The following is a 2,827-nucleotide window of genomic DNA, read 5'->3' as shown; positions in this document are numbered from 1 at the left end:
CCGCCGCCCCGGCGCCCGGCCCCGAGCCAGCCACCGCACCGCGCCCCGAACACCCGCTGACCTCCAGATCGCGTCAGGCACTTGGCCGAATTCCGGTCTGCACGTCCCCACCCCGCGGGTTAGCTTGGCCGTGTTTTCCGATCATCGGACCTCCGCCCTCTGCCCGCGGGCCGTGGAGGTCGCAGCGGCCCTACGCGCGTAGGGGTAAGGGGTGGACGATGTCCGACGGCGCGAACGCCCTTCTCGTTCGCAGGCGAAGACGCACGCGGACGGCCGAGCCGGGCACCGGCCGCAGGAGCCGCGTCGACGGACCGCTCGCCGCGGTGGCCGCCGTCTTCACCGTCGCGCAACTCGTCCTCGTCCGGCCCGTCCTCGGCCTCGGCTGGGACGAGATCGTCTACGTCAGCCAGGTCACCTCCGACACCCCGGCGGCCTTCTTCAGCGCACCGCGCTCCCGGGGCGTCTCCCTGCTCGTGGCGCCGATCGCGTCCTGGTCGTCGTCCACGCCCCTGCTGCGCGTCTACCTCGCCCTGCTGTCCGGCCTCGCCCTCTACCTGACCCTGCGCGCCTGGCGCGGCCTGTTCCCGACCCGGGTCCTGGCCACCGGCGGCGCCCTCTTCGCCTCTCTGTGGGTGACCCTCTTCTACGGTCCGCAGGCCATGCCCAACTACTGGGTCGCGATCGGCGCCCTGATCAGCGTGGGCTGCTTCCTGCGGGCCCGGGCGCAACCCTCCGCCCGGGCGGCGCTGTGGGGCGTCGCCGCGGGTGCCGCCCTCATGGCGTGGATGCGGCCCACCGACGCGGTCTGGGTGACCGTACCGCTGCTCGTCCTCGCCCTGGTGCGCCGCCACTGGCGCCTCCTCCTCGTGCTCGCGGCGGGCCTCGCGGCCGGTGCCGTCGAGTGGGTGATCGAGGCCTACGTCGGTCACGGCGGTCTCGGGCAGCGGCTGTCGGACGCCTCCCGCATCCAGGGCGGACTCGGCTGGCAGGTCGCGGTCGACGACCAGCTGCGCAGCCTGGGCGGACGGGCCCTGTGCCGGCCGTGCACCGGGTCGATGCCCCACCCGGTGGTCACCGTCTGGTGGTTCGTCCTGCCCGTCCTCGCCGGCCTCGGTCTGCTCGTCGCGGCCCGGGCCCGGCGCCCGGGACGGACCCTGATCCCCCTGGCCTGCGCCGCCACGGCCGCGCTGCCGTACCTGTTCATGATCGGCTATGCGGCGCCCCGCTTCCTCCAGCCGGCCTACGCGCTGCTCGCCGTCCCGGTCGCCGACGCCCTGTGGCACCTGGTCAGAACCCCGGGCCGGACGTGGCGGCCGGTGGCCGCCGGCGTGGTCGCGCTCGGCCTGGCCGGCCATCTGGCGGTGCAGATCGCCGTCCTGGAAAACACCGTCTCCCGCAACACCGAAAGCCGCCGCGACTGGGACCGCACCGCCGGAGCGCTGCACCGCCTCGGCGTGAGCCCGCCCTGCCTGCTCACCGGACACGAGGCCATCCCGATCGGCTTCTACACCGGCTGCTCCTCGGGCGCGACCTCCGGCCACAACGAGAACACCACGGTGGCGGACGTCCTGCGCACCGCGGACCGTCTCCCGGTCGCCCACATCGCACCGGCCGGCGGCACCCCGCCCCGCTACGCCCGCGCCTGGCCCGTCCACCGGATCTCGGACCTGGACATCCGCGTCGCACCGCCGGCGCCGCACAGCAACGGCCACTGAGGCCTCAACTCGCGTTTCCCGCCCGCCAGGTCCAGGTAGGAGTCGGGAGACGACGGTCACGGACGAGGGGGAAACGCCATGGCGGGGATCGACCACGAGGGCCGGCTGGGGGAGGAGTTCTTCACACCGGGCTCCTCGTCCTTCACCGAGTTCCTGGCGGCCCACCGCCCCGAACTGCTGGGCACCCGCCGGATCCTCCCGGACGGCGTCCGCGCCGAGGGAGCGCCGCACGGCACGACCGTGCTGGCCCTCACCTTCGGCGACGGCGTGCTGATCGCGGGCGACCGGCGGGCGACCATGGGCAATCTGATCGCCCAGCGGGATCTGGAGAAGGTGTACCCCGCCGACGATCACACCGCCGTGGCCTTCGCCGGTTCCGTCGGGCTCGCGCTCGACCTGGTGAAGCTCTACCAGGTCGAGCTGACGCACTTCGAGAAGGTCGAGGGCATCCCCATGACCCTCGCCGCGAAGGCCACCCGGCTGGCCACGATGATCCGGGGCAACCTGGGCCAGGCCATGCAGGGCCTCGCCGTCGTCCCGCTGCTGGCCGGCTACGACCCCGCGGCTCCCGAGGGCGGGCGCGGCCGCATCTTCGGTTTCGACGTCGCCGGCGGCCGCTACGAGAAGTTCGGCTTCCACGCCGAGGGCTCCGGCTCGCCGTACGCCCGGGGCGCGTTGAAGAAACTGTTCCGCCCCGGCATGTCCCGGCGCGAGGCCGCCCTGGCGGCGCTCCAGGCGCTGTACGACGCGGCCGACGACGACTCCGCGACCGGCGGTCCGGACCTCACCCGCCGCATCTATCCCATCGTCTCCGTCATCACCGAGCACGGCTTCGAGCGGCTGCCGCAGACGGAGACGGAGGAACTCAGCCGCGAGATGGTCGAGCAGCGCCGCGGCCGTCCGGACGGACCGAACGCCGCGGTGTGACACCCGGCCGGGGGCGCCCGGCTCCGTGGAGTTTTCGGATCCATGGACAAGACCTGTCGAGGGCTTTACTGCACATGGATTGCAGGTACTGGAGGATGGCGCGAGGCTGTTTCCCGCAGCCGTCCGTCCGACAGAAAGACCTTCCCCCCGATGACGGCCGCCCCTGAGTCCACTCCGCCCCTCCC

The 2,827-nt window shown here is 73.3% G+C and carries 2 protein-coding genes; both read left to right on the top strand.

Annotation, left to right across the window (positions count from 1 at the left end; genetic code table 11):
* The first annotated feature begins 218 nt into the window (after nt 1–218).
* The gene (locus tag CCL05_RS43595) at nt 219–1,715 is read left to right on the top strand and encodes a hypothetical protein (protein WP_086565930.1); all 1,497 of its coding nucleotides are present in this window, start codon (nt 219–221) and stop codon (nt 1,713–1,715) included.
* 78 nt (nt 1,716–1,793) lie between these two features.
* On the top strand, nt 1,794–2,642 hold the full coding sequence (gene prcB / locus CCL05_RS43590; RefSeq protein WP_086565929.1) for a proteasome subunit beta: 849 nt from the start codon (nt 1,794–1,796) through the stop codon (nt 2,640–2,642).
* The last annotated feature ends 185 nt before the right edge of the window (nt 2,643–2,827 follow it).

Source organism: Streptomyces africanus (genome assembly GCF_002150735.1).
GTDB classification, from domain to species: Bacteria; Actinomycetota; Actinomycetes; order Streptomycetales; family Streptomycetaceae; genus Streptomyces; species Streptomyces africanus.
The sequence above is the reverse complement of the archived record's forward strand: the minus strand, read 5'-3'. Positions and strand labels throughout refer to the sequence as shown.

Coding starts and splice junctions, on each gene's coding strand:
- CCL05_RS43595 (WP_086565930.1), top strand. CDS start 219: ATGTCCGACGGCGCGAACGCCCTTCTCGTTCGCAGGCGAAGACGCACG.
- prcB (WP_086565929.1), top strand. CDS start 1,794: ATGGCGGGGATCGACCACGAGGGCCGGCTGGGGGAGGAGTTCTTCACA.